The organism is Marininema halotolerans (genome assembly GCF_900116235.1).
Taxonomy (GTDB): Bacteria; Bacillota; Bacilli; order Thermoactinomycetales; family DSM-45169; genus Marininema; species Marininema halotolerans.
In genome coordinates, this window is record NZ_FPAA01000009.1 from 38626 (window position 1) to 65164 (window position 26539).

At 48.1% G+C, this 26539-nt stretch carries 25 protein-coding genes and 2 other annotated features; all 25 genes read right to left on the reverse strand.

All coding sequences use genetic code 11. The features are described 5' to 3' along the window. Positions 1-305 precede the first annotated feature (305 nt). The 25 genes from tuf to CHX35_RS12280 all read right to left on the reverse strand — a co-directional run bounded on the left by tuf (position 306) and on the right by CHX35_RS12280 (position 26451). Positions 306-1493, reverse strand: a complete 1188-nt coding sequence (gene tuf / locus CHX35_RS12160; protein WP_091837821.1) for an elongation factor Tu — start codon at positions 1491-1493, stop codon at positions 306-308. Positions 1494-1606: 113 nt separating this feature from the next. Next, entirely contained in the window at positions 1607-3682 is a 2076-nt protein-coding gene (fusA, locus tag CHX35_RS12165) for an elongation factor G (protein WP_091837822.1), read from the reverse strand. 45 nt (positions 3683-3727) lie between these two features. After that, positions 3728-4198, reverse strand: a complete 471-nt coding sequence (gene rpsG / locus CHX35_RS12170) for a 30S ribosomal protein S7 (RefSeq protein WP_091837824.1) — start codon at positions 4196-4198, stop codon at positions 3728-3730. A gap of 40 nt (positions 4199-4238) precedes the next feature. Then, positions 4239-4652 (reverse strand): 30S ribosomal protein S12, encoded by a 414-nt coding sequence (gene rpsL / locus CHX35_RS12175; protein WP_091837825.1) that lies wholly within the window; start codon positions 4650-4652, stop codon positions 4239-4241. 151 nt (positions 4653-4803) lie between these two features. After that, positions 4804-5052, reverse strand: coding sequence for a 50S ribosomal protein L7ae-like protein (locus tag CHX35_RS12180; RefSeq protein ID WP_091837827.1), 249 nt, complete (start codon positions 5050-5052; stop codon positions 4804-4806). A 91-nt stretch (positions 5053-5143) separates the two neighbouring features. Then, the gene (gene rpoC / locus CHX35_RS12185) at positions 5144-8764 is read right to left on the reverse strand and encodes a DNA-directed RNA polymerase subunit beta' (RefSeq protein ID WP_091837828.1); all 3621 of its coding nucleotides are present in this window, start codon (positions 8762-8764) and stop codon (positions 5144-5146) included. A 95-nt stretch (positions 8765-8859) separates the two neighbouring features. Then, complete coding sequence (rpoB, locus tag CHX35_RS12190) at positions 8860-12402, reverse strand: DNA-directed RNA polymerase subunit beta (protein WP_091837830.1); 3543 nt, start codon at positions 12400-12402, stop codon at positions 8860-8862. A 668-nt stretch (positions 12403-13070) separates the two neighbouring features. Next, a complete protein-coding gene (locus CHX35_RS12195) occupies positions 13071-13682 on the reverse strand; it encodes a class I SAM-dependent methyltransferase (RefSeq protein ID WP_091837831.1) in 612 nt (203 codons plus the stop codon). 77 nt (positions 13683-13759) lie between these two features. After that, positions 13760-14122, reverse strand: a complete 363-nt coding sequence (rplL, locus tag CHX35_RS12200; RefSeq protein ID WP_091837833.1) for a 50S ribosomal protein L7/L12 — start codon at positions 14120-14122, stop codon at positions 13760-13762. 69 nt (positions 14123-14191) lie between these two features. Beyond that, a complete protein-coding gene (rplJ, locus tag CHX35_RS12205) occupies positions 14192-14704 on the reverse strand; it encodes a 50S ribosomal protein L10 (protein ID WP_091837834.1) in 513 nt (170 codons plus the stop codon). A 32-nt stretch (positions 14705-14736) separates the two neighbouring features. Continuing rightward, positions 14737-14901: a sequence feature (ribosomal protein L10 leader region), on the reverse strand. A gap of 38 nt (positions 14902-14939) precedes the next feature. Further along, positions 14940-15638: a 50S ribosomal protein L1 gene (gene rplA / locus CHX35_RS12210; RefSeq protein ID WP_091837836.1), complete on the reverse strand. Its 699-nt coding sequence runs from the start codon at positions 15636-15638 to the stop codon at positions 14940-14942. Positions 15639-15724: 86 nt separating this feature from the next. Next, complete coding sequence (gene rplK / locus CHX35_RS12215; RefSeq protein ID WP_091838010.1) at positions 15725-16150, reverse strand: 50S ribosomal protein L11; 426 nt, start codon at positions 16148-16150, stop codon at positions 15725-15727. Positions 16151-16302: 152 nt separating this feature from the next. Next, the gene (gene nusG, locus CHX35_RS12220; protein ID WP_091739249.1) at positions 16303-16836 is read right to left on the reverse strand and encodes a transcription termination/antitermination protein NusG; all 534 of its coding nucleotides are present in this window, start codon (positions 16834-16836) and stop codon (positions 16303-16305) included. Between the two features lie 56 nt (positions 16837-16892). Further along, positions 16893-17120 carry a preprotein translocase subunit SecE gene (secE, locus tag CHX35_RS12225; RefSeq protein WP_091837837.1) on the reverse strand — a complete coding sequence of 76 codons (228 nt, stop codon included), beginning with the start codon at positions 17118-17120 and terminating at the stop codon, positions 16893-16895. 34 nt (positions 17121-17154) lie between these two features. Continuing rightward, the gene (gene rpmG, locus CHX35_RS12230) at positions 17155-17304 is read right to left on the reverse strand and encodes a 50S ribosomal protein L33 (protein ID WP_091837839.1); all 150 of its coding nucleotides are present in this window, start codon (positions 17302-17304) and stop codon (positions 17155-17157) included. 349 nt (positions 17305-17653) lie between these two features. Beyond that, entirely contained in the window at positions 17654-18310 is a 657-nt protein-coding gene (sigH, locus tag CHX35_RS12235; protein ID WP_176392062.1) for an RNA polymerase sporulation sigma factor SigH, read from the reverse strand. Between the two features lie 76 nt (positions 18311-18386). Further along, positions 18387-18887, reverse strand: a complete 501-nt coding sequence (locus CHX35_RS12240; protein ID WP_091837842.1) for an NYN domain-containing protein — start codon at positions 18885-18887, stop codon at positions 18387-18389. Between the two features lie 12 nt (positions 18888-18899). After that, entirely contained in the window at positions 18900-19637 is a 738-nt protein-coding gene (gene rlmB, locus CHX35_RS12245; RefSeq protein WP_091837843.1) for a 23S rRNA (guanosine(2251)-2'-O)-methyltransferase RlmB, read from the reverse strand. Further along, on the reverse strand, positions 19627-20055 hold the full coding sequence (locus CHX35_RS12250) for a Mini-ribonuclease 3 (protein ID WP_091837845.1): 429 nt from the start codon (positions 20053-20055) through the stop codon (positions 19627-19629). The genes rlmB and CHX35_RS12250 overlap by 11 nt, the downstream gene beginning before the upstream one ends. Positions 20056-20064: 9 nt before the next feature. Further along, positions 20065-21465 (reverse strand): cysteine--tRNA ligase, encoded by a 1401-nt coding sequence (cysS, locus tag CHX35_RS12255; protein ID WP_091837847.1) that lies wholly within the window; start codon positions 21463-21465, stop codon positions 20065-20067. Further along, positions 21446-22189 (reverse strand): serine O-acetyltransferase, encoded by a 744-nt coding sequence (gene cysE / locus CHX35_RS12260; protein ID WP_245838788.1) that lies wholly within the window; start codon positions 22187-22189, stop codon positions 21446-21448. Before cysE ends, cysS begins: the two co-directional genes overlap by 20 nt. 119 nt (positions 22190-22308) lie before the next feature. Then, positions 22309-22539, reverse strand: a binding site (T-box leader). A gap of 60 nt (positions 22540-22599) precedes the next feature. Then, the gene (gene gltX, locus CHX35_RS12265) at positions 22600-24072 is read right to left on the reverse strand and encodes a glutamate--tRNA ligase (RefSeq protein ID WP_091837848.1); all 1473 of its coding nucleotides are present in this window, start codon (positions 24070-24072) and stop codon (positions 22600-22602) included. Positions 24073-24095: 23 nt separating this feature from the next. Then, a complete protein-coding gene (ispF, locus tag CHX35_RS12270; RefSeq protein WP_091837850.1) occupies positions 24096-24575 on the reverse strand; it encodes a 2-C-methyl-D-erythritol 2,4-cyclodiphosphate synthase in 480 nt (159 codons plus the stop codon). Continuing rightward, a complete protein-coding gene (gene ispD, locus CHX35_RS12275; RefSeq protein ID WP_091837851.1) occupies positions 24568-25263 on the reverse strand; it encodes a 2-C-methyl-D-erythritol 4-phosphate cytidylyltransferase in 696 nt (231 codons plus the stop codon). Before ispD ends, ispF begins: the two co-directional genes overlap by 8 nt. Before the next feature lie 93 nt (positions 25264-25356). Next, positions 25357-26451, reverse strand: a complete 1095-nt coding sequence (locus CHX35_RS12280; protein WP_091837853.1) for a PIN/TRAM domain-containing protein — start codon at positions 26449-26451, stop codon at positions 25357-25359. Positions 26452-26539 lie beyond the last annotated feature (88 nt).

Here is a 26539-nt window from a genome sequence, read left to right on the forward strand (position 1 = left end):
ACTATATTTAAGTGCGCTATTGAAACATAATTTCTTTTTTTATAATATTAATCAATAATTTTTTACCTATATAATTGTAGCAACCTGGTTATTATTATCCATAGATTGGACCAGTGGAGAGTGTATCCACTTTTAACTATTACCAAGATAGTGTACTGTATCGTCCGCCCCTAAGGTAAGAATTTTCATTATTTGTCTCCTTTCTCTTGTCAACAACTCGTCTACTTTCATCGACTAACTGATATCTCCTCTATGAATCCATACAAAAAAACCTCTCCGTATTAGGAGAGGTTTTTTCAGTGGCATTACTCAGAGATGGTGGTTACTGCACCAGCACCTACGGTACGGCCACCTTCACGAACAACGAAACGAGTTCCGTTTTCAACAGCGATTGGAGCAATCAATTCTACGTCCATTTCGATGTTGTCGCCAGGCATAACCATTTCGGTACCTTCTGGCAATTGGATGACGCCCGTTACGTCCGTTGTACGGAAGTAGAACTGAGGACGGTAACCGTTGAAGAAAGGAGTGTGACGGCCACCCTCGTCTTTGGAGAGGATGTAAACTTGCGCTTTGAACTTGGTGTGAGGTTTTACGCTACCCGGTTTAGCCAATACTTGACCACGTTGGATATCTTCACGGTTCACACCACGGAGAAGAGCACCGATGTTGTCCCCAGCTTCAGCTTGATCCATCAACTTACGGAACATCTCAACACCGGTACAAACCGTTTTACGGGTGTCTACCATACCGATGATTTCGATCTCGTCAGATACTTTGATAACGCCTTGCTCTACACGGCCAGTAGCAACCGTACCACGACCGGTAATGGTGAATACGTCCTCAACAGGCATCAAGAATGGTTTGTCGATGTCACGTGCAGTGGTAGGTACGTACTCATCCACAGCAGTCATGAGGTCAAGAATTTTTTGTGCCCATTCGCTGTTAGGATCTTCAAGTGCTTTCAAAGCGGAACCAGCAATCACAGGAATATCGTCGCCAGGGAAATCGTACTCAGAAAGAAGTTCACGAACTTCCATTTCAACGAGTTCCAAAAGCTCTTCATCGTCAACCATGTCCACTTTGTTCAAGAAAACAACGATGTGCTCAACGCCAACCTGGCTGGAAAGCAGAATGTGTTCACGCGTTTGTGGCATTGGGCCATCAGCAGCGGATACAACGAGGATTGCACCGTCCATTTGAGCAGCACCAGTGATCATGTTTTTAACGTAGTCAGCGTGACCTGGGCAGTCAACGTGTGCATAGTGACGAGTTTCCGTTTCATACTCAACGTGAGCAGTAGAGATCGTGATCCCACGCTCGCGCTCTTCAGGAGCTTTATCAATCGAGTCATAAGCCATAGCGGTAGCGCCGCCAGTTTTAGACAAGATCGTCGTGATTGCAGCAGTCAATGTGGTTTTACCATGGTCAACGTGACCAATCGTACCCACGTTAACATGGGGTTTCGTACGTTCGAACTTAGCTTTTGCCATGTCGTTACATCCTCCCTTAAACCTTCATCAATTTTTTAGATGTATGAGGGAGAAAGCCTTTGGACGGCATGAACCGCCCATCACTTTCTTCACCTTTCATGCAAGCCTTCCAATCATTGACCAGAAGTTTTGGCAACAATTTCTTCCGAAATGTTTTTCGGTACGTCTTCATAGTGATCGAGGTGCATGGAGTAAACACCACGACCTTGGGTACGGGAACGTAGGTTCGTTGCATAGCCAAACATCTCAGCCAGCGGAATCATTGCACGGATAACCTGACCGCCACCACGTGCTTCCATACCTTCCACGCGACCGCGACGAGAGCTTACATCCCCCATCACGTCACCCATGTACTCCTCAGGAACAGTCACTTCCACTTTCATGACGGGCTCAAGCAATACAGGGTTACATTTTCCTTTGGCTGCTTTAAGCGCCATTGAACCAGCAATCTTAAAGGCCATTTCCGAAGAGTCAACATCATGGTAAGAACCATCAACGACGGTTGCTTTAAGGTCTACCAGCGGATAACCGGCAATTACCCCATTCTGCATCGATTCTTCGATCCCTGCTTGAACAGCCGGAATGTATTCACGAGGAACCACACCACCGACAATTTTATTAACAAACTCAAAGCCACTGCCTGGCTCCAGCGGTTCAAACTCGACCCAAACATGACCATATTGACCACGACCACCGGACTGGCGGACAAACTTCCCTTCCACCTTCGCTCCTGAACGGAAGGTTTCGCGGTAGGCTACCTGGGGTTGACCCACGTTTGCATCGACTTTGAATTCCCGCTTCAAGCGATCAACGATGATATCCAAGTGCAGTTCGCCCATCCCTTTGATGATCGTCTGACCAGAATCCTCATCGGTTTCGGTACGGAAAGTCGGATCTTCTTCAGCCAATTTGGCAAGAGCAATCCCCATTTTATCTTGGTCACTCTTAGTCTTCGGTTCGATGGCAACGTTAATTACCGGATCAGGGAAGACCATGGATTCCAAGACAATCGGGTTTTTCTCTTCACACAAAGTATCGCCGGTACCGGTGTCTTTCAGACCCACAGCAGCTGCAATATCCCCTGCGTAAACGGTTTTGATCTCTTCACGAGAGTTCGCATGCATCTGGAGAATCCGACCCACACGCTCCCGCTTTTCCTTCGTGGAGTTCAGGACATAGGATCCCGAATCCAGCGTACCGGAATATACGCGGAAGAAGGTCAATTTACCCACGTAAGGGTCCGTCATAATTTTGAACGCAAGAGCTGCAAAAGGTTGGCTATCGTCGGACTCACGAGAGACTTCGCTACCATCAGCTAGTTCACCTTTGATAGCAGGCACGTCTAGCGGAGACGGCATAAAGTCAACCACTGCGTCCAAGACCAACTGTACTCCCTTGTTCTTATAGGAAGAGCCGCAGAACACAGGGATGATCTCCACATTACATACGCCTTTGCGTAGTGCTGCTTTTAACTCATCTTCTGTGATCTCTTCACCCTCAAGATACTTTTCCATAAGCGCTTCATCAAGTTCTGCGATGGATTCGATCATTTGGGTACGGTATTCTTCCGCTTGTTCTTTGTACTCCTCGGGAATTTCACGGGCTTCAGAACGAGTCCCGAGATCATCCACATAGAAGAACGCAACATTTTTGATCAGGTCGATGATTCCTTCAAAGGTATCTTCTTTCCCGATCGGAAGTTGGACGGGAACTGCATTCGCATTGAGACGATCGCGCATTTGATCAACCGCACCAAGGAAGTCAGCACCAATAATGTCCATTTTGTTTACATAAGCGATTCGGGGAACATGGTATGTGTCCGCCTGACGCCATACGGTTTCGGATTGGGGTTCTACGCCACCTTTTGCGCAGAATACACCAACCGCTCCATCGAGCACGCGGAGGGATCGCTCAACTTCAACAGTGAAATCCACGTGACCTGGTGTATCAATAATATTGATACGATGATCGTTCCACTGAGCGGTCGTAGCAGCGGAGGTAATGGTGATCCCCCGCTCTTGTTCTTGCTCCATCCAGTCCATTGTGGCAGCACCTTCGTGCACTTCACCAATCTTATGAACACGACCAGAGTAGAACAAAATCCGTTCAGTTGTCGTGGTTTTCCCAGCGTCGATGTGAGCCATGATCCCGATATTGCGCGTGTCTTTTAAGGAGAACTCACGTGCCATCGAAATCTGTCTCCTTTCGTGTTGGAAAAAAGCTTAGGACGAATCTTACCAGCGGTAGTGAGCAAACGCACGGTTTGCTTCTGCCATACGGTGAATGTCCTCTTTCTTCTTAACTGCTGCACCTGTGTTGTTCGCTGCATCCAACAATTCGTTAGCCAAACGCTCCTGCATGGTTTTTTCACCGCGCAGACGTGCGTAGTTAACGATCCAGCGAAGCGCTAGGCTCGTGCGGCGTTCTGGTTTAACTTCAATCGGTACCTGGTAGTTCGCACCACCTACACGGCGTGCTTTTACTTCCAGAACCGGCATTACATTCTTCAATGATTGTTCGAAAACTTCCATCGGGTCCTTGCCAGCTTTATCACGTACGATGTCAAATGCATCATACAGGATTTTTTGGGCTTTCCCCTTCTTACCGTCATACATCAAGCGGTTGATCAAACGAGTAACCAATTTGCTGCTGTATAGCGGATCAGGTAGTACTTCCCGACGTTCAACAGGTCCTTTACGAGGCATGGTTTCCCCTCCTTTGCTGTTTTATATCTTGATGGAATACTTATTTTTTCGGACGTTTCGTTCCGTATTTAGAACGACCTTGCATCCGGTTTTGTACGCCAGCAGTATCGAGCGCGCCGCGTACGATATGATAACGTACACCCGGCAAGTCTTTTACACGACCACCGCGCACCAATACCACGGAGTGCTCTTGAAGGTTGTGCCCAATCCCTGGGATATAGGCGGTTACCTCGATGTTGTTCGATAGACGTACACGAGCGTACTTCCGCATCGCGGAGTTCGGCTTTTTCGGTGTCATCGTACCTACACGGGTACACACTCCACGTTTTTGCGGAGAGCTTTGGTCCGTAGCCTTCTTTTTGTAGCTGTTATATCCGATTTGCAAGGCGGGTGCAGTGGATTTTTCCACTTTACTTTTCCGACCGTGGCGGATCAGCTGATTAATTGTTGGCATGGTGTCACCTCCCTCATTCATTTAAGTCCACAGAGCCAGGCGGTTCATTTTGAGGCATAAAATTGGAACCCACCCCAAACCGAACCGGGTCCTCTTCCGCAGAACGCGGTTCGGTTTGGGTATATAGCGGGCTTCCAATGGTTTTTTGCTCTCATTTTAAAACTGCAGCCGTCGCAGCACCTACGTCGATTCCACAGGCTCTGCCTAAGTCTTTCATAGAGTCGACATAGACGACGGCGATTCCACGGTTCCGGCAGAGATGAGTGAGGGCCTTCGTCACCCGCTCATCCGCATCCTGAGCAATCAGGACTTCTTCAGCCTTTCCCTGTTCAATCGCCTTCTTTGTCTGCTTGGCTCCGATTACTATCGTTCGCGCCTCTTTCACTTTATCATAAGACAAGGAACTCGCCCTCCAAAGTGAATTTGACCCAAGCACACGAAGACATCTTACCATCTAGCATTCTTGTTGTCAACAAGTGGATAACGATCGCTTAATCAACCAGCACCGTTTCCTCTGAGCTCTCACTTTCAGCCTGGGAAGACCGCTCGCCATCTTTATTGCCCATATGACGATAACGGGACATCCCTGTACCTGCCGGTACTAGCTTCCCGATGATTACGTTCTCTTTCAAACCAAGGAGACGATCCACTTTTCCTTTGATGGCTGCATCGGTAAGCACCCGTGTGGTCTCTTGGAACGAGGCTGCTGATAGATAGGATTCGGTCTCGAGGGATGCCTTGGTAATCCCCAGCAGGATCGGTCGAGCCACCGCAGGCTCTCCCTCTTTAGCCAACGTTACTTGGTTTGCATTTTCGTAATCATGGATCTCCACGAAGGATCCTGGTAGCAACTGGGTATCTCCAGCGTCCGTGATCCGCACTTTACGCATCATCTGCCGGATCATCACCTCAACGTGCTTATCGTTAATTTCCACACCTTGCAGGCGGTATACCTTCTGTACTTCTTGCAGAATGTATTCCTGGACACCCCGTACCCCTTTGACCTGAAGCAGTTCTTTCGGGTCAACAGAACCTTCGGTGAGCTCATCACCCATTTCGACGACGTCACCAAGCTGAGCCTTAATCCGAGAACCGTAAGGGATGGTATAGGTCTTGGTTTCGACTTCTCCCTCGATCTCCACTTCACGGCGATCCTTCACTTCACGGATGTCAACCACTTTCCCACCAATTTCAGTGATGGTTGCTTGACCCTTCGGATTACGAGCTTCGAAGAGCTCCTGAATCCGCGGCAAACCTTGGGTGATATCGTCCCCTGCCACACCACCGGTATGGAAAGTACGCATGGTCAACTGGGTACCCGGTTCACCAATGGATTGCGCCGCGATAATACCAACCGCTTCACCAATCTCCACGCGAGTTCCCAAGGCCAAGTTGCGTCCATAACACCGACGGCAAACACCATGGTGTGTACGGCAGGAGAGAACCGAGCGAATCTGTACTTCTTTAACACCTGATTCCACGATTTCGCTAGCCAGTTCTTCATCGATCAACTGGTTGCGCTGAACGAGAACATCGCCTGTCTCTGGATGACGAACCGTTTTAAAGGCGAGACGACCGACAATGCGATCGTAGAGTTCCTCAATCACTTCGCCACCATCGGTAATATCGGAAACAGGGAGCCCTTTATCTGTTCCACAGTCATCTTCCCGTACGATAACGTCTTGGGCCACATCAACCAAGCGTCGGGTGAGGTAACCGGAGTCAGCCGTACGAAGAGCGGTATCTGCCAACCCTTTCCGCGCACCGTGCGTCGAGATGAAGTATTCCAACACCGTAAGGCCTTCACGGAAGTTGGATTTAATCGGCAACTCAATGATCCGACCGGATGGGTTAGCCATCAGACCACGCATCCCAGCAAGCTGGGTAATCTGTGACACGTTCCCCCGTGCACCGGAGTTTGCCATCATATAGATGGGGTTAAATTTACCCATCTGCTTCATCAATACCTCAGTAATATCATCCTTCGCTTGACTCCAGATCGCGATCACGCGTTCATACCGCTCTTCATCGGTAATCAAACCACGACGATACTGTTTCAAGACGGTTTCTACCTTCTGTTGTGCCTCTTCGAGGATGCCCACTTTCTCTTTGGGTACCACAACATCAGAGACCGACATGGTAATTCCTGCCTTGGTCGAATAGGAATACCCCAGCGCTTTAATGTTGTCGAGAAGAACCGAGGTTTCCTTCGTTCCAAAGCGACGGAAACATTCGGAGATAATCGCACCGAGGAATCCTTTTTTCAAGGCGCCAGCATCGGGTAATGCTTGGATTCGCTTGCGAATGTCTTCCCCTTTGTCATAGATGAAATATTTCTCCGGAGTTCCCTTCGTCAAATTCTCTTTAGAAGGTTCATTGATATACGGGAACTGATCAGGGAAGATTTCATTAAAGATCAATTTCCCTACGGTGGTGATTAGCAAAGCATCTCTTTGCTTCTCCGTAAAGTTCGGTTTATCAATGCTCTTCACAGGAATTGCAATCCGAGTATGCAAGCTCACATATCCCTGGGAATATGCGTTAATCCCTTCCCCTACCGTTGAGAAGACACGACCTTCTCCTTCTGCGCCTTCCCGTTCCATGGTGAGGTAGTAGGAACCAAGCACCATGTCCTGGGAAGGCGTTACAACCGGTTTACCATCTTTTGGGTTAAGGATATTTTGCGCAGCCAACATTAACAAACGGGCTTCTGCTTGAGCTTCCGCTGACAAAGGCACGTGAACCGCCATTTGGTCCCCATCAAAGTCCGCATTGTACGCTGTACATACCAATGGATGGAGGCGAATGGCACGACCCTCAACGAGAATCGGTTCAAAAGCCTGAATTCCTAAGCGGTGGAGGGTAGGTGCCCGGTTCAACAGTACAGGGTGTTCTTTAATCACTTCTTCAAGTACATCCCACACTTCGGGGTGAACCCGCTCCACTTTCCGCTTTGCACTTTTAATGTTGTGTGCCAACCCTTTAGCGACGAGTTCCTTCATCACAAAGGGTTTAAAGAGCTCCAGTGCCATCTCTTTTGGCAGACCACACTGATACATCTTCAAGTACGGTCCTACAACAATTACAGAACGCCCAGAGTAGTCCACCCGTTTACCCAGCAAGTTTTGCCGGAAACGTCCCTGTTTCCCTTTCAACATATGGGAGAGGGATTTAAGTGGACGGTTACCAGGTCCGGTTACCGGACGGCCACGACGACCGTTATCAATCAACGCATCGACAGCCTCCTGTAACATCCGCTTCTCATTTTGCACAATAATATCTGGCGCACCGAGATCAAGAAGGCGCTTCAGACGGTTATTTCGGTTAATCACACGCCGATATAGGTCATTCAGGTCGGAGGTTGCAAACCGTCCCCCATCCAATTGCACCATCGGACGCAGTTCCGGTGGGATGACAGGCAAAACATCCAGCACCATCCAATCAGGGTCATTCCCAGAAGCGCGGAACGCTTCCAGTACTTCCAGGCGCTTAATCGCCCGGTTACGGCGTTGACCCTGTGCCGTATTCATTTCTTCTTTTAAGTTCTGTACATCCTTATCCAAATCGATATCTGCCAAGAGACGCTTGATCGCTTCCGCACCCATCATCGCGCTAAAGGCATTCCCGTATTTCTCCCGATAGTTGCGGAATTCCTTTTCGGAAAGAAGCTGCTTCTTCTCCAGCGGTGTAGCACCAGGATCGACTACCACATAGGAGGCAAAGTAGATCACTTCTTCAAGGGAACGGGGAGACATATCGAGCACCAAGCCCATTCGGCTTGGAATCCCTTTGAAATACCAAATGTGGGATACAGGAGCTGCTAGTTCAATGTGGCCCATCCGTTCCCGTCGGACTTTGGAGCGAGTTACTTCGACGCCGCATCGATCACATACGACACCTTTATAGCGAACCCGTTTATACTTCCCACAATGACATTCCCAGTCCTTCGTCGGTCCAAAGATCTTTTCACAGAAGAGACCTTCTTTTTCCGGCTTCAACGTCCGATAGTTGATGGTCTCCGGTTTTTTCACTTCACCCCGGGACCAGGAACGAATTTTATTGGGGGAGGCGAGTCCGATTTTCATAAACTCAAAGTTATTGACGTCCAGCACTGGTCATTCCTCCTCAGGATCATCCTTATCCAACACGCGAGCTGCCCCTGATCCGTTGTAGGCAACATGCCTCAGGGATCGAGTTTCCACGTCGGTCAGGATGATCGGTCGACTTCCGTCTCCATCTCCAAACCGATTTTCTCAGAAGTCGGCTCATCTTCATCATCGAGTTCCCGCATCTCAATCTCTTCTTCATCCCCAGAAAGGATCTTGACATCCAATCCAAGACTTTGCAGTTCTTTGATCAAGACCTTGAAGGACTCAGGCACTCCAGGTTCAGGGACATTCTCCCCTTTTACAATCGCCTCATAGGTTTTTACGCGGCCCACGACATCATCCGATTTCACAGTGAGGATTTCTTGCAGGGTATAGGCAGCTCCGTATGCTTCCAGTGCCCATACCTCCATCTCCCCAAACCGCTGTCCACCAAATTGCGCTTTACCACCCAGAGGCTGTTGTGTAACGAGGGAATATGGACCCGTCGACCGAGCATGGATTTTATCATCAACCATGTGAGCCAGTTTAATCATGTACATCACACCGACAGTCACACGATTTTCAAAGGGATCACCCGTGCGGCCATCGAATAGCAACGTTTTCCCGTCTGCATCGAGACCGGCTTCCTCCAATGCACTAAATACATCCTGCTCAGTCGCACCGTCAAAGACCGGTGTTGCCATATGAAGACCCATCTGACGAGCTGCCATCCCTAAATGAACTTCTAGCACCTGACCGATGTTCATCCGTGAAGGCACACCCAGAGGATTCAAGACGACTTGAACCGGTGTACCATCCGGTAAGAAAGGCATATCTTCTTCAGGAAGTACCCGTGCGATAACCCCTTTGTTTCCGTGACGCCCAGCCATTTTATCCCCTTCGGAGATTTTTCGCTTCTGAGCAATGTATACACGGACCAATTGGTTTACGCCTGGTGGTAATTCGTCGCCGTTTTCCCGTTCAAAAACCTTCACATCCACTACGATGCCATCGGTACCATGGGGCACGCGAAGTGATGTGTCACGTACTTCCCGCGCCTTCTCCCCAAAAATCGCGTGGAGCAAGCGTTCCTCTGCAGTCAGTTCTGTAACCCCCTTCGGAGTTACCTTCCCAACGAGGATGTCACCCGATTTGATCTCCGCACCGATACGGATAATCCCACGCTCATCCAGGTTCTTCAGCGCATCTTCACCCACGTTAGGAATATCCCGAGTGATCTCCTCTGCTCCCAATTTGGTATCTCGAGCTTCGGACTCATATTCCTCAATATGAACAGAAGTGTAGACGTCTTCTTTTACGAGCTTCTCGGAAAGAAGAATCGCATCTTCGTAGTTGTACCCTTCCCATGTCATGAAGGCAACGACTACATTACGACCTAGCGCCATCTCACCCTGGTCTGTGGAGGGTCCATCTGCTAGCGTATCGCCAACAGCAACCTTTTCGCCCGCACTCACAATCGGACGCTGGTTGATACTGGTCCCTTGGTTGGAGCGAATATATTTATGCATCTTATAGCGATCAAGATCGCCTTTGACCAGTCGTCCATCGACTTCTTCCTCATGACGCACCCAGACCTCTTCTGCACTAACCCGCTCAATCGTACCTGGGCGCTTGGCTAGCACCATCACTCCAGAGTCACGGGCGGATACATACTCCATCCCGGTACCAACAAAGGGAGCTTCAGGTTTTAGAAGCGGTACCGCTTGCCGTTGCATGTTAGAACCCATCAACGCACGGTTAGAGTCATCATTCTCAAGGAACGGAATGCACGCGGTCGCAACAGAAACGACCTGTTTCGGCGATACATCCATAAAGTCCACCCGTTCACGGGGAACTGGCATCGTCTCTTCTTTGTAACGAACAATTACTTGTTCATTCACAAAGCCAAAGTTCTCATCCAATGGAGCATTTGCCTGAGCGACATAGTAGTTGTCCTCTTCATCCGCAGTCAAATAGACGATCTCTTGCGTTACATGATTGGTCTCGGGGTCTACTTTACGATAGGGCGTCTCGATAAACCCATAATCGTTGATGCGTGCATAGGATGACAAAGAGTTAATCAACCCAATGTTCGGACCCTCCGGCGTTTCAATCGGACACATCCGGCCATAGTGAGAATGGTGAACGTCCCGTACTTCAAAGCCCGCTCGCTCACGAGTAAGTCCACCAGGTCCTAGGGCGGAAAGGCGCCGTTTATGCGTCAGCTCAGCAAGTGGGTTCGTCTGATCCATAAATTGCGAAAGCTGAGAGCTACCGAAGAACTCCTTAATCGACGCAATAACCGGGCGAATATTGATTAACGCTTGGGGAGTGATCGCGTTCGCATCTTGAATGGACATCCGCTCACGAACAACCCGTTCCATCCGGGATAAACCAATCCGGAATTGGTTTTGCAATAGCTCACCCACCGAACGAAGACGGCGATTTCCAAGGTGGTCAATATCATCCGTGTTCCCTACGCCATGCAACAAATTGATAAAGTAGTTAATCGAAGCAATAATATCCTCAGGGGTAATGTTTTTCACAGACTGATCCACATTCCCATTGGACATGACTTGAATCACTTTACCTTCTTCAACCGGAGAGAAGATCTTCACAGACTGTAGCTTAATTGTGCCGTCCTCTGGAACACCACCGCGTACGGAATGTTCCACCCAGCCAAAGCTATCCTGTTTTTCTAGCACAGGCATCAAACGGTGAATGACGCGCCGGTCGATGGTTTGCCCTGCCTCTGCAATGATTTCTCCTGTTTCAGGGTCAACCACACTTTCAGCCAGGCGCTGGTTCAAGAGCCGGTTTTTAATATGAAGCTTCTTATTCATTTTATAACGACCCACATTGGCCTGATCGTAGCGCTTTGGATCGAAGAATCGTGAGAATAATAGACTACGCGCGTTGTCAGCCGTTGGTGGTTCACCCGGACGTAAACGCTCATAGATTTCAATCAATGCCTTTTCCGTGTTCCCCGTATTGTCCTTATCCAAGGAATTACGAAGGTACTCATCATCGCCAAGTAGATCAAGGATCTCAGCGTCACTTGAAAAACCAAGAGCACGCAAAAGGACCGTCACCGGTATTTTCCGCGTACGATCAATACGCACGTAGATGATGTCTTTGGCGTCGGTTTCAAATTCTAGCCACGCCCCGCGATTCGGGATCACCGTAGCAGAGTATGTCAGTTTACCATTCTTATCAACTTTGCTGTTATAGTAAACGCTGGGTGAGCGTACAAGCTGACTAACAATAACACGCTCAGCACCATTGATGACGAAGGTGCCTGTGTCGGTCATCAAAGGGAAATCCCCCATGAAAACTTCTTGCTCCTTCACTTCACCCGTTTCTTTATTGATCAAACGTACTTTCACTCGCAACGGAGCAGCATAAGTAACATCACGTTCTTTGGATTCATCGACCCCATATTTCGGTTCTTCTAACGTATAGTCGATAAATTCCAAAACAAGGTTGCCTGTGAAGTCTTCAATCGGCGAGATATCTTGAAACATCTCCCGCAGCCCCTGATCCAAAAACCATTGGTAGGACCGTTGCTGAATTTCAATCAGGTTGGGCAGATCCAAGACCTCATTAATCCTTGCGTAACTGCGCCGCTTTCTCCGACCGTACTGGACTAGTTTACCTGCCAAACGAGCTCCCCCCTCAAACCCAATCGGGTGCGCACTCTCATATAGAGACTAGCGACACCTCAACGCATAGCGTCTTAGGGTTGCGTGCACCGCACTTTTCTTGGCGGTGGTACTTTCATTAATCACAAGCCCCCTACTAAAGACGAACACCATCATTAACCCACTCTACTACACTCTCAAAAAATTTCCGTCATACTCATGGGACCGTAACGCAAAAACCGCCCCACGTTCAGCCTGGCAAGCCGTAGTACCTCTAAAAATTTAAAAAGGGATGATGAAAGTCTTTTCTTCAAGCAGGAAAATCCGATGCACATGAAGAAAAAACTAAAGGAACAATACGTACATATGTGCTAAATCGTACATATGTACAACCACCTAATATACAACGAGAGCCATGGGTCAACCTCAAGCTAAACGATCCGCCTACGTAGGAAATCCCCCCTATATCACCGACAAACACCAATTGGATGTGACGGGTTATAAACAATCCCCTCAAACTGCCTCATTTTTCCAGTTGTAAGGGTCCATTTATACAGGGTTACCAAAAACAGGCTTGCTCATACACAACAAAAAACACCCGTACGCTGTTGGATTCCAATTTCAACAAGCAATGGGTTTAGCATTCTAAAACGATATCACAACACAAAACCCGTGTCAATCACTGTTTTTCAATTTATATCCTCTTTGATTGCCTTTACTATCCAAAAACCCTTTTTTTGCTCCACTCGTTCCACCACTGTAAAAAGTTCCTCTAGCCGTGCTTTCGCAGAAGGACCTCCATGTTGTTTTCGAATGACAATCCACAACACACCACCAGGTCGCAGATACGTGTAGGATTCAGCAAACAATCGGTGAACAGTCTCTTTCCCCGCCCGAATGGGTGGATTGGTCAGAATCGCATCAAATGATTGATCCGACAGCTCTTTTAAGCCATCACTTTCAATGACAGAGATACGATGCTCCACTCCATTTTGTTTTGCATTTCGTGAAGCAAGCTTTAAGGCGCGTTGGTTTACATCCACCATCGTCACCAAGCTTTCCTTTACGGTTCGAGCAATCGCGATCCCCACCGGTCCATATCCACACCCCAGATCGAGCACCCTTGCCCCCGATGGGATGCTTGCTGTTTCGATCAAGAGCTTTGTACCGAAATCGACGCTATCCTTCGCAAAAACGCCACGATCAGCTGTGAAAGTAAAATTTGCACCACGCATTTCGGCCTTAATTATGCGCTCCTGACTCTCTACTTCCGGTTGTGAACGATAGTAGTGGTCACTCATGCCCTACGCTCCTTAACCCAATCAAGATGATAGAAAAAAGGACCCGCCAATTCTGACCGGCGGGTCCAGCTAGGTGGTTACTTTACTTCCACCGTAGCGCCAGCTTCTTCCAACTGGGACTTAAGCTCTTCAGCTTCTTCTTTAGAAATGCCTTCTTTGACAGGTGTCGGAGCACCATCAACAAGTGCTTTTGCTTCTTTCAGGCCAAGACCGGTAGCACCACGTACTGCTTTGATCACGTTGATCTTGGAAGAACCAGCGCTAGCAAGGATTACATCAAACTCAGTTTGTTCAGCAGCAGCTTCACCAGCGCCACCACCAGCAACAGCTACTGGAGCAGCAGCAGTTACACCAAACTCTTCTTCGATTGCTTTTACAAGATCGTTCAATTCGAGAACGCTCATGCCTTTGATCGCTTCAATGATTTGTTCTTGACTCATGAGATAAACCTCCCAAAAATATTGTTATAGTGGTGCATCAAACCCTGTGCACCCTAGGCAAACCGAAAATTAAGCTTCTTGTGCTTCTTCTCCACCATCTTCTTTGTCTGCAACCGCTTTGACGGCCAGAGCAAAGTTGCGAACTGGAGCTTGTAGGACAGAAAGCAACATGGAGAGAAGACCTTCGCGGGAAGGAAGAGCAGCAAGTGCTTTCACTTCATCCACACTAATGATTCGACCTTCTACAACGCCACCTTTAATCTCCAGCGCATTATGATCCTTAGCAAATGTGTGCAAAACTTTAGCTGGAGCGACAACATCGTCATTGGAAAAAGCGACAGCTGTCGGTCCGACCAAGTGCTCATCTAGATCCGAAAGGTTCGACTCAGACGTTGCTCGACGAGTCATGGTGTTTTTCAAGACACGGTACTCAACACCCGCTGCACGCAGTTGCGAACGAAGTTCATTCATTTCAGCAACGGTCAACCCACGGTAATCAGTGATAATCGTCGATTTGCTATTTTGTAGCTTGTCAGCAATCTCTGCTACCACTTGTTTTTTCGTTTCAATTGCCTTGGACATGATCCACACACCTCCTTCAAGAAAATCAAACCGTAAGCAATGAAAAAAGCCTTCGCTGTTTGCAGACGAAGGCCGGGAACATACCGTGATGGGTTTTCCAAAGGAATACCCACAGATACTACAAATCCCTGTACCTCGGCCGGAATTATGCACACATCGTATGCACCGACTGTCTGCGGCTAGAGCTTTATTCAATTGTCACGGTACATTATATTTTAGCGACCTCTAAATGAGATTAGCGGCCAGTAAAACTCGAAGTGCTGACAGTAATACCAGGGCCCATGGTTGAGGAAACTGCGGCATTTTTTACATAAACGCCTTTTGCAGCAGCTGGTTTCACCTTAATCAAGGTTTCAATCAGCGTAGTAAAGTTTTCAACCAACTTTTCGTTGTCGAAGGATACTTTCCCGATTGGAGCGTGAATGTTACCGGATTTGTCAGCACGGTATTCAATCTTACCGGCTTTTACCTCTTCAACCGCCTTAGTCACTTCAAACGTAACCGTACCGGTTTTTGGGTTCGGCATCAAACCACGGGGACCAAGTACACGACCTAGCTTACCCACTTGCCCCATCATATCAGGTGTAGCAATGACAACATCAAAGTCGAGCCATCCTCCGGTCACTTTCGCTACGAGATCCTCTTCGCCTACGAAGTCAGCACCAGCGGCTTCTGCCTCTTTTGCTTTTTCTCCTTTAGCGAAAACGAGAACTCGTTGCGTTTTACCTGTACCGTGAGGAAGAACAACTGCTCCTCGTACTTGCTGATCAGCACGCTTGGTGTCAATGCCCAAACGGAAAGCTGCTTCAACTGTTTCGTCAAACTTAGCTGGAGCGACCTCTTTGACGAGACGAAGCGCTTCTGCCACTTCGTATGCTTGTTCCCGGTCGATCTTCTTCAGCGATTCTTGATACTTCTTGCCATGTTTAGCCACGGGTATTCCCCCCTTCGTGGTATTAACGGATATTCCTCCCACTCGTGTGACAGCCCGTGGCGGCCGCTCACACGTGTTCCTACTGATCAGTCTTCGACAATGATCCCCATGCTACGAGCAGTACCTTCAACCATCTTCATAGCACCTTCAACATCTGCCGCATTCAGATCAGGCATTTTCAGTTCTGCGATTTCGCGAACTTTATCACGCTTGATTGTTGCAACCTTGTTCTTATTCGGCTCGCCTGATCCTTTATCAAGACCCACGGCTTTTTTCAACAAGACTGCAGCTGGAGGTGTCTTCGTTTCAAAAGTAAACGAACGATCTTCAAAAACCGTGATCACTACAGGAATGATCATCCCCGCTTGATCTGCAGTGCGGGCGTTGAATTCCTTACAGAAACCCGGAATGTTAACACCAGCTTGCCCCAGTGCCGGACCAACAGGCGGCGCCGGGTTGGCCTTGCCGGCAGGGATTTGCAACTTCACAAGTTTGATGACTTTCTTGGCCAAACCATCCAACTCCCTTCTAAGTGTGGTTGTCTCGGGTTATACCCTCCCACGGTCGAGCAACCAAAACGCAATTTACCGTAAGCGTTTTGGCTAATCAATCCAAACATGCATACTGTAGCATACTTTTTTCCAAAACGGAAGAAAAAAGCCGATTAAAGTTTTTCCACCTGGTAAAAATCGAGTTCCACCGGGGTTTCCCGACCGAACATGTTCACCAGCACCTTCAGCTTTTGCCGGTTGATATCCACCTCTTCAATCGAGCCTACAAAGTTAGCAAAGGGACCTTCCTTCACTTTTACACTCTCAGAGATTTCAAAATCAACCTTCGCCCGAGCTTCCTCCATCCCCATTTGGTTGAGGATGGTGTGCGCTTCTTCCGGCAGAAGGGGGGTCGGTTTAGAGCCCGACCCAGTGGAGCCAACGAAACCCGTAACACCTGGTGTATTGCGAACCACATACCACGAGTCGTCAGTCATTACCATCTCGACCAGGACATACCCCGGGAAGACTTTTCTCTGGACGGATTTACGTTTCCCATCCTTATGTTCAATCTCTTCCTCGGTCGGAACGAGGACGCGGAAAATTTTATCCTCCATATCCATCGAATGGAGGCGTTTTTCCAAGTTGGTCTTTACTTTGTTCTCGTATCCTGAGTACGTGTGGACAACATACCAGTTCTTCTCCATGAAATCGGGGCCGGATCGCCCCGTCCCCCCTTATAACAAATTACTGCCGACGGTACTTACTTCGTTGAAATCAGATCACGCAAACTACCTAGCCCTACATCGATCACAAAAATGTATAGAGTCACTAATACCACTGTCACCATAACAACAGTCGTATAGTTCACCATCTCTTTGCGATTAGGCCAACGGACTTTCTTCAGTTCGGCTACACCGGACGAGAAGAAGCCAGCTGTCCCGGACACACTTTTTTTAATGTTGGTCCCCAGTCGGCCGAAAAAGCCCATGCCCCGATCCCCCCCTGCGGAAATTCCCAAATCATTACTTCGTTTCGCGGTGCGATTTGTGCCCGTTACAACGGGGGCAGAACTTACGGAACTCCATGCGATCAGGATGTTTCCGTTTATTTTTGGTGGTGGCATAATTGCGCTCTTTGCAATCGGTGCAAGCTAGCGTCACCAGTACCCGCATTTGACACACCTCCTTGACTCCGCATCAAAGCGGATCCTCACTCACGGGTCCTTATACAAAATACCCAAATTACATTATCATAGAGTCTCGTTCATGTCAATGAATGACAGTCGCCGGTGCAAAGGAGGAATCTCCCAATCTCTCACTTGTTTCTCTTCTTCCATAAGAGAAAACACTTCCTTGCTAGTATAGCCCCGCCATACTTTCCTTCAAACCTTTCAGCCACCGTGGATTTTCTTTAAGGAGACGAAAGGAATTTGACGATTGCTGTCGAACCTCATTAAACAAGGAAAAACAAAAAGAAAGAGGGGTTCCCCCTCTATCCCTCCAATTCATACCTGTATCATCATTAAGTGGTCACTTCACGAACCTCCAAGTAACGCTCTAGCTTTCGTTTAACCCGTTGCAGCGCATTGTCAATGGACTTTACGTGCCGCTTAAGATCCACTGCAATTTCCTGATAGGATCGACCATCTAAATAGAGCATCAACACTTGGCGTTCCAATTCACTTAAGATTTGCGACATCTTATCTTCTATATCATCAAACTCTTCTTGATTGATATAGAGCTCTTCCGGATCAGAAACACGCCCACCTGTCAGGACATCCATCAATGTACGATCAGAGTCTTCGTCATAGATAGGCTTGTCCAACGAGACATAGGAATTAAGGGGGATGTGTTTTTGACGTGTCGCGGTTTTGATCGCAGTGATGATTTGGCGGGTAATACATAATTCAGCAAAAGCTTTAAATGAAGCCAACTTATCTCCACGGAAATCTCGAATCGCCTTATAAAGGCCGATCATGCCCTCCTGGACGATATCTTCATGATCCGCTCCAATTAAAAAGTAGGAGCGAGCTTTTGCTCTGACGAAATTTTTGTATTTATTGATCAATTGCTCCAATGCGGCGCCATCAGCCATACGTACAGCCTCCACCAGCATCTCGTCGGTCATCGCTTCATCAGTTGCAGATACGCTCCATTGAAGATTGACACTCACCTTCATCCCTCCGACCCGTGGGGTGGAAAACCATGATAAGAGTATTATAGCTGAGTTGCTACAAAAACGTCAAATTTTCAACCTATTTTTCTCGCCTCCATTTTTCCAAGGTTTCCAATAGGTCTCCAGCTAATCCTTGACCCAATGTGGATCTTCTTTCTTTTTTTTCTCGAATTCGCTTTGCTATTTTTTTATCCATTGCTGTTAATTGTTGGATGAGTTCCCGGGAGGAAACTCGATAAGCTCCCTGCCCGAATATCATCCGCTGTTCCATAAAATCCGAAGTTGCGACATAGATGCGCCGCTGGGACTTTTTATGTTGACGTACCAATCTTTCAATCATTTGGTCTGCTGTTTCATGCTCCCGAGTAAACCATACCTTCACCCGGCTGTCGATAGTCTTCGTCTCAGCACCAGGCGAACGGTGAGCATCGTAGACAACCGTTACCTCTCTTCCTGTCACTGCTTGATATTCGGCCAACGCCGATACAAGAAGATCCCGCGATTCATCCAATGAAAGAGAAGCCCACCCCGCATGTGCCCCGATGACATTATATCCATCTACAATCAGCCACTCTTCCATCTGAATGCACCCCTACCCTTCACGCTTCCGCAACACCTCATACATAAAGAGCGCTGCAGCGACGGATGCATTAAGCGAGGAGACCTGTCCTTTCATCGGCAAATTAACGAGGAAGTCGCAACGTTCACGCAAGAGGCGACTGATCCCTTTTCCCTCATTCCCGATAACAAAAGCCAAAGGCAACCCATAATCCACTCCGTCATAGCGGTCATGGGCTTCTGCATCACTTCCCACTAACCATACCCCTCGGTCTTTTAATTCATCCGCTGTCCGGTTAAGGTTGGTCACCCGAGCGACTGGTACATGTTCTACAGCGCCGGCAGATGTTTTGGCGACCACGGTGGTTAATCCCACGGCCCGACGTTTGGGGATAATCACACCATGCACACCCGATGCATCCGCTGTCCGCAAAATCGAGCCCAAATTATGAGGATCTTCAATCCCATCCAAGATCAGAAAGAATGGATCTTCTCCTTTCTTCTCCGCTCGTTGAAATAGCTCGTCCACCGTCGCATACTCATGGGCGGCTACTAACGCCGCTACCCCTTGATGATTGCCCCCTTCAGCCACTTGATCCAACTTCTTACGGGGAACTTCTTGAACGAGAATACCTTCTTTTTTTGCTTCGTTTAATAGAACAGCCAGGGGACCTTTGCTAGCTCCATCAGCAATCAATAACTTTTCCATATCTCGGCCTGCTTTTAACGTTTCCTTCACCGCTTGGCGGCCGATCACCCATTCATTCGCCATCGTTTTCGCCCTCTTCCAATGCTTGAATCATCCGTTTCATCATGTCAGTCAGTCGATCCACTTGTCCAGTCAAGTACCAATGGGCAACCAACGTTTCTAGCCCCGTCGCATAACGATACTCTGATGGCTTGGCACTTTTCGGAACCCCACCTGATTTGGCATTGCGCCCTCGCTTTAACACTTCCCATTCTTCTTCCGTTAATTGCTCCTCGACCGCTCTCATCCCTCGCGCTTGTGCCGGTGCAGCTACAAAGCGAATCGCCTCATCATGAAGTTCCTTTGGTCGGATATCACTCCCGATGACCAGATGGTAGCGTATATACAATTCATAAATGGCGTCGCCCAGGTAGGCGAGCTGGAGCGGATTCATTTCCTTGGTCTCTTTCATATCCACTGACTTCGTCATCCCGATTTCCATGCCATATCCTCACTTCCGACGCCAACGTATGCCTTGGGGGGTATCTTCAAGAAGGATCCCTTGTTTTGCTAGCTCATCTCGAATGGCATCCGCACGGCTAAAATCCCGATTTTTTCTCGCTTGTTGACGTTCTTCAATCTTCGTCTCGATTTCCGCCTCTAAATCAGCTTCATCAACCATTTCAACTAGGCCAAGAATTTCTCCACCAAAATGATGTAACCAACCCTGCATCGCTTCCAAGGATCCACGGGAAACGACATCTTTTGCCACCAATTCATTCGTAAAATGAACAGCTTCAAACAGTACACTAATCGCGTTTGCTGTATTCAGATCATCATCCATTGCACCTTCAAAATCCGTTGTCAGCAAGCGTAAACGCTCACGCACTTCTTCAGATGCTTCGCCATCCATCGCCGCACTCATGCGATGGGAGAGATTCGCAACCGCTGTATCGACCCGAGCGATCGCACCACCGATTTGGTTGATCGATTCATCTGAAAAAGAGATGGGATTGCGATAATGAGCCGAAAGCAAAAACCATCGTAACTCTCTACCGGTATACCGACCACGCAGATCACGCACACGCTCCACATTCCCCAAGGATTTCGACATTTTCTCTGATCCCATGTTAATAAAGCCATTATGAAGCCAATAGCGTGCAAAGGGTTTTCCCGTCCATGCCTCACTCTGTGCGATCTCATTCTCATGGTGTGGAAAGCATAGGTCCGTCCCACCCGCATGGATGTCTAACGTATCACCTAGGTATTTTCGCGCCATCGCGGAGCATTCGATATGCCAGCCGGGTCGCCCTTTGCCCCACGGACTATCCCAAGCAATTTCCCCTGGTTTCGCCTTCTTCCATAATGCAAAGTCCAAAGGGCTTTCCTTGCGATCATTAACCTCAATCCGCGCTCCTGCCTTTAGCTCTTCCAAGGGCTGATTCGAGAGCGCACCATAATTCTCTTTTTTAAGGGAGCGGTAGTAGACATCCCCATCAACCTCATAGGCAAATCCTTTTTCAATCAAGGCACGAATGGCATCCTGCATTTCTTTAATATGTTCCGTTGCCCGTGGATGAACGTCCGCGCGCTTAACGCCTAGATCGTCCATATCTTCAAAGTAAGCATCAATATAAGCCGCTGCGACTTCCGGTACAGTTCGCCCTTCTTCAATGGACTGTTTGATCAAACGATCATCCACATCCGTAAAGTTTTGCACATACGTCACTTCATATCCCCGGTAGGTTAAGTAACGACGAACGACATCAAAAAATACAAATACACGCGCATTGCCAATGTGAATGAAGTTATAAACAGTAGGCCCACAAACATAAAATCGTACCCGGTCGTCTTCCAACGGTTGAAACGGTTCTCTTTCTCTTGTCAACGTATTATATAATTGAATCGCCATCTTCTATGTTCTCCTTTCTTCCCATCGAAGCTTCCTTACGTAATTGGTTCACTTCATCCCGTAAACGATCAATCTCCTTTTGCATTTTTCCACAGGTCTCCGCAACCGGGTCAGGCAAATTCACTTGATCCAAATCCGCTTTCTTCACTTGGCCACTATGTTGAGCCCCTGCCACTCGCACCCCATCTTGGATCACCACATGTCCAGGAACTCCTACGACGGTTGAATTGGGTGGAACATCACGCAATACAACCGAACCCGCCCCGATTTTAGAGCAATGACCAATTTGAATCGACCCGAGCACTTTGGCTCCTGAAGCAATTAGCACGCCATCCTCAACCGTCGGATGACGTTTCCCCCGTTCTTTGCCAGTCCCACCAAGGGTGACGCCTTGGTAGATCGTTACATAATTTCCGATTTCACAAGTCTCTCCAATTACCACACCCATCCCATGGTCGATGAAGAATCCTTTTCCTATTGTAGCCCCTGGATGGATTTCAATCCCAGTAAAGAACCGACCCAATTGCGAAATAATGCGGGCAATCAAATACCCCTTACGCTTATAAAACCAATGGGCGAGACGGTGGGACCAAATTGCATGGAGTCCTGAATAAGTGAAAACGACCTCAAACATATTGCGCGCCGCAGGATCTCGATCAAATACCGCATCAATATCTGAACGCATCAAGTCAGTTGCCCTGCGCATTCCCTTTATGATTCCCATCCTCTCGCTCCCCCTTTCTTTTCGCACGATTGTTCGCCTCGATAACCAACGGCATCATCGAGTACACAAGTGAATACCGGATCCAAATTAAAAAACGTCTCTGTAACCTGTTTCCAGGTTACAGAGACGGTGATGACCGCGGTTCCACTCTGTTTGACTAAAGCCCACCAAGGCACTTATCGTCCGCTCAACCCAGTAACGGTGGGTTCCGGCTCTCCCTACTCCCCTTGGGTTTCGGTCGAACAGCTCACGGGGGCATTTCCAGCGGCTCAAGAACGGAATCTTCTCAGCTTTGAGATTCCTCTCTGGTGATCTTGCTAACGCTGTACTCTCCCGATCATCGCTTCCTAAGATACTTATAATTCCATTATAGCAAAAAAGAACGGGTGAAGCGAGCAACGCATTTCCTTTTATTGACCCAAAAAAGTCTCCAATCGAGTCATCACTCGCTCTTTACCCAATAATGAAATTGACTCTCTTAAGTCTGGACCATGGGTTTCTCCCGTCACTGCTGCACGTACAGGCATAAAGAGTTGCTTTCCCTTAAATCCAGTCGTTTTTTGCACAGCTTTCAACAGTTTTTTCACCTCTTCAGGATCAAGCTCACCCTCATGGGTTTTTACCTGTTCCACAAAGGCCCCAATGACGGTAGGAACTTGCTCTTCAGCCAATACCGTTTTGGCTTCTTGGGAGTGCTCCACTTCTTCAAGGAAAAAGAGTGCGGTCAGATCCGTAATCTGGGCAACGTAATCCATCTGCTCTTGATAGAGCCCTACCAGACGAGTGACCCAGGTTTTCTCGGATTCATTGATCGAGGAATCAATCCGTCCAGCTTTGATAAGGTGAGGAATCGCCAGATCCGTAATCCGCTCCAACGAAGCTTCTTTGATGTAATGATTATTCATCCATTTTAATTTACCCGTATCAAAAACAGCAGGTGCTTTCGAAATCCGATCCAAGGAGAAGATGTCTGTAAGCTCATCCAAGGAGAAGATCTCCTCTTCTGATTTTTCTCCGGCAGGTGCCCATCCCAAGAGAGCTAAAAAGTTATTAATCGCCTCGGGAAGATAACCCAGCTCTTTATACTGGTCAATAAATTGAATGATGGACTCATCCCGCTTACTCATTTTTTTCCCTTCAGGATTTAAAATGAGCGGCGCATGAGCAAATCGAGGAATTTTAAATCCGAAGGCTTCATAAAGCAGAATTTGCCGCGGAGTATTAGAAAGATGCTCTTCCCCACGAACCACATCCGTAATTTCCATGAGAGCATCGTCGATCGTCACTGCAAAATTGTAGGTCGGGCGACCATCCGGACGTGCAATGATAAAATCGCCGATGCCATCCGTTTCAAAGGAAACATCCCCACGAACGATATCTTCAATAAGGATCTTTCGCCCGGCCGGAACACGAAACCGAACGGAAGACATCCGTCCCTCTGACTCCCTCGCGGACCTCTCTTCCTCTGTGAGATCACGACAGCGACCGATATATCGCGGGGCTTGTCCTGCTGCGAGTTGCCGCTCACGATCTTGTTCAAGTTCCTCAGAAGTGCAATAACAGGGATATGCCTGTTTGCTAGTCAGTAGGCGCTTTAGATACTCTTCATAAATGCCCGTACGTTCCATGGAACGATAGGGAGCATGAGGCCCACCCACATCAACGCTCTCGTCCCATTGGATCCCTAACCAAGCAAGAGCTGCCATCTGCTTTTCTTCCGCATCCACCACATTCCGCTCGGTATCCGTATCTTCAATGCGAACAATAAAATCGCCACCATGTTTCTTTGCCCATAAATAACTAAATAATGCCGTTCGTGCACCACCAATATGTAGGTGTCCGGTCGGACTTGGTGCGTAACGTGTACGTACTCGATCAGCCATTACACCCTCACCTCACCCAGTATTTATTGTTTTTTTAACAAGCAGACCACAGCCATCGCAGCAATTCCCTCTTCACGCCCAGTAAAGCCAAGTTGCTCGGTTGTCGTTGCTTTTATATTGATATCCGTTACATCCGCCTGCAATAATTCAGCAATTCTTTCCCGAATCACCGGGATATGTGGAGCCATTTTTGGACGTTGGGCAATCACTGTTGCATCCAGGTTACCTAAGGTATATCCCTTTGCCACCGCCAACTCCCATACCACGCGCATTAACTCTGCACTATCAGCCCCTTCAAAAGCCGGGTCGGTATCAGGGAAATGCTTACCTATATCCCCCTCTCCCAACGCACCCAGCACGGCATCGGATATGGCATGTAGCAACACATCCGCATCAGAGTGTCCAGCCAGTCCCAGGGAATACGGGATGGCGATTCCACCTAAAATCAAGGGGCGCCCTTCTGCAAAAGCATGTACATCAAAACCTTGCCCTACTTTAATCATGGGTCGAACACCTCATATTCCATATCGCTTCCGCCAATACCAAATCCTCAGGTGTAGTTAACTTTAAATTCACATAATCACCATGGATGACACGAACCAGAACACCCATCTCTTCCACAAGTCGCGCATCATCGGTTGCTTCAATTCCTGTTTCGATCCCCTTTTGATGGGCCTTTAGCAGTAATTCCTTTGAAAAAGCTTGGGGTGTCTGCACTGCCCACAGTTGATTCCGATCCAGCGTACTTTCAACCGTCCCTGCATCTGATACTTTCTTTACTGTATCCTTCACAGGCACAGCTAAAATAGCGGCGCCAGTTTCCTTCGCAGCCACTAACAATTGATCCACTTGTGCACGCGTCACAAAAGGACGTACGGCATCATGTACCAGCACCCACTCCGCATCAATTGCCTTTAACCCTTGGTAGACACTCGATTGTCGTTCGCCTCCACCCTGGACCAGACGAATGGACGGTGATTCCATCTGATACTGATGGAGAAGGCCTTCCACTACTTCCCGCTCTTCTTCTCGCACAGCAATTACAATTTCTGTGATCGCTGGATGACCTTCAAATACACGCAAAGTATGAATGAAAACTGGGGCCCCAGCAATTTCGAGAAACTGTTTACTCACTTTCGTTCCCATACGCTTTCCAATCCCAGCGGCTGGGATGACAACCCCTACACCCATCGGTTGTTTCCCCCTTCAAAAACACAAGAACACCCGGCGACGGAGATGCCACCCGACGCCGGGCGCTACAAGGAATCGATCAAGAATTGCTTGTTAAAGCGCCTGTTCCAGCAATTTTGGCTTCGCAAAAATCATTCTCCCTGCAGATGTTTGTAACACACTGGTGACTAATACGTCAATCCGTCCACCAATGTACTCACGACCACCTTCAATGACGATCATCGTTCCATCATCCAAGTATGCAACACCTTGTCCGTGTTCTTTCCCGTCTTTAATTACCTGGACATTGATTTCCTCACCAGGTAGGACAACGGGTTTCACCGCGTTCGCCAAGTCGTTGATATTAAGCACCTTGACTCCTTGTAATTCACACACTTTATTCAAATTAAAATCATTGGTAACAACCTTACCCGATAGCACCTTCGCCAGCTTAACCAGCTTGCTATCTACTTCAGATACCTCTTCAAAATCACCTTCGTAGATCAAGACACGCATATTGAGTTCTTTTTGTATCTTATTAAGGATATCCAGTCCACGACGACCACGGTTACGCTTCAGAACATCCGAAGAGTCTGCTATGTGTTGTAATTCCTCAAGAACAAAGCTCGGGATGACCAGTGTCCCCTCTAAAAAGCCCGTCCGACAGATATCCGCGATACGACCGTCAATAATCACACTCGTATCAAGAATCTTATGCTCCACCTCATAACTTTCTCTTTCCTTCTTCGCTTTATCCTTGGTTTGCCTTCCCATCGTAAAGACGCTAATCAATTCATCTCGCTTTTTATAACCCACACGGTAACCGAGATAACCGAGCAAAGCAGAAATCATAATGGATAAAATCGAAGGCACACCCGGAAAAGGCAGTTCGGAAAGGGGAAGCTCTACCAGATAGGCTACAATAAGACCGAAGATCAATCCCAATGCTCCGAACAGCGTATCCGCTGCGGGGACCTTCACCAGTCTCTCCTCACTCCATTGAATCCATCGTACAACATAATCCGATAACCACATGGTTGCTACATATAGGAGGGCCGCCCCCAAAACGGCTCCAATGTATTGGGGGCCAGGCACCTCACCAAAGTTTAAGGGAGAGCTCTGGAGAATTCGAAATAGCATAGGTCCTACATAATAACCAACCGTTGCACCCAGTAATGCAAAGGCCACCTGCACAAATCTTTTTAACACGGGGCTTCACCTCCTCATTAGCATTATAGACAAACCTCCGCGATGAAAACCCTATATATTGCATCGTATTTGAGGAAAGTTCCCCGAT